This is a genomic window from Shewanella holmiensis (assembly GCF_025370255.1).
GTDB classification, from domain to species: Bacteria; Pseudomonadota; Gammaproteobacteria; order Enterobacterales; family Shewanellaceae; genus Shewanella; species Shewanella holmiensis.
The window spans coordinates 1-2,153 of record NZ_JAMTCD010000055.1; the positions used below are offsets into that span (position 1 = coordinate 1).

Below are 2,153 nucleotides of genomic sequence, written 5' to 3' on the forward strand. Positions count from 1 at the left end.
CAAGTGAAACTCATTTGGGTTGTATGGTTAAGTGACTAAGCGTATACGGTGGATGCCTTGGCAGTCAGAGGCGATGAAGGACGTAGTAACTTGCGAAAAGCGTTGGCGAGCTAGTAACAAGCATTTGAGCTAACGATGTCCGAATGGGGAAACCCGGCCACATAAGTGGTCATCATACAGTGAATACATAGCTGTGTGAGGCGAACCTGGGGAACTGAAACATCTAAGTACCCAGAGGAAAAGAAATCAACCGAGATTCCCCTAGTAGCGGCGAGCGAACGGGGATTAGCCCTTAAGTCTATGGGGTGTTAGTGGAATGTGTTGGAAAGCACAGCGGCACAGGGTGATAGCCCCGTACACGAAAACTAACCATAGATGAAAACGAGTAAGGCGGGACACGTGACATCCTGTTTGAATATGGGGGGACCATCCTCCAAGGCTAAATACTCCTGACTGACCGATAGTGAACCAGTACCGTGAGGGAAAGGCGAAAAGAACCCCTGTGAGGGGAGTGAAATAGAACCTGAAACCGTATACGTACAAGCAGTGGGAGCGGTTCTTGAGACCGTGACTGCGTACCTTTTGTATAATGGGTCAGCGACTTACGTTTTGTAGCGAGGTTAAGCGAATAGCGGAGCCGTAGGGAAACCGAGTGTTAACTGCGCGTTTAGTTGCAAGGCGTAGACCCGAAACCCGGTGATCTAGCCATGGGCAGGTTGAAGGTTGAGTAACATCAACTGGAGGACCGAACCGACTTATGTTGAAAAATGAGCGGATGACTTGTGGCTGGGGGTGAAAGGCCAATCAAACCGGGAGATATCTGGTTCTCCTCGAAAGCTATTTAGGTAGCGCCTCGAGCGAATACCATTGGGGGTAGAGCACTGTTAAGGCTAGGGGGTCATCCCGACTTACCAACCCTTTGCAAACTCCGAATACCAATGAGTACTACTCGGGAGACAGACGGCGGGTGCTAACGTCCGTCGTCAAAAGGGAAACAACCCAGACCGTCAGCTAAGGTCCCAAAGTGTATGTTAAGTGGGAAACGATGTGGGAAGGCTTAGACAGCTAGGATGTTGGCTTAGAAGCAGCCATCATTTAAAGAAAGCGTAATAGCTCACTAGTCGAGTCGGCCTGCGCGGAAGATTTAACGGGGCTAAACATACCACCGAAGCTACGGGTTTGCAGTTTACTGCAAGCGGTAGAGGAGCGTTCTGTAAGCGGTTGAAGGTGAAGGGGTAACCCACACTGGACGTATCAGAAGTGCGAATGCTGACATGAGTAACGATAAAGGGAGTGAAAAACTCCCTCGCCGAAAGACCAAGGGTTCCTGTCCAACGTTAATCGGGGCAGGGTGAGTCGACCCCTAAGGTGAGGCCGAAAGGCGTAATCGATGGAAAACAGATTAATATTTCTGTACCTCTGCTAACTGCGATGGAGAGACGGAGAAGGCTAGGCTAGCGCGGCGTTGGTAGTCCGCGTTTAAGGTAGTAGGCGGTGTTCTTAGGCAAATCCGGGAACACATTACGCTGAGAGCTGATGACGAGTCACTAAGGTGATGAAGTAGTTGATGCCATGCTTCCAGGAAAATCTTCTAAGCTTCAGGTTAGTAGGGATCGTACCCCAAACCGACACAGGTGGTCGGGTAGAGAATACCAAGGCGCTTGAGAGAACTCGGCTGAAGGAACTAGGCAAAATGGTACCGTAACTTCGGGAGAAGGTACGCTGCTGTTGGTGATGGGACTTGCTCCCTAAGCTGACGGCAGTCGCAGATACCAGGTGGCTGCAACTGTTTATCAAAAACACAGCACTGTGCAAAATCGCAAGATGACGTATACGGTGTGACGCCTGCCCGGTGCTTGAAGGTTAATTGATTGGGTTATCGCAAGAGAAGCTCATGATCGAAGCCCAAGTAAACGGCGGCCGTAACTATAACGGTCCTAAGGTAGCGAAATTCCTTGTCGGGTAAGTTCCGACCTGCACGAATGGCGTAATGATGGCCACGCTGTCTCCAGCCGAGACTCAGTGAAGTTGAAATTGCGGTGAAGATGCCGTATACCCGCGGCTAGACGGAAAGACCCCGTGAACCTTTACTATAGCTTGGCACTGAACATTGAACCTACATGTGTAGGATAGGTGGGAGACTTTGAAGCTTG

General features: G+C 50.3%; 1 rRNA gene. It reads left to right on the forward strand.

The features are described 5' to 3' along the window. Window positions 1–25 precede the first annotated feature (25 nt). Window positions 26–2,153: ribosomal RNA gene (locus NE535_RS18590) — 23S ribosomal RNA — on the forward strand; the annotation flags it as partial.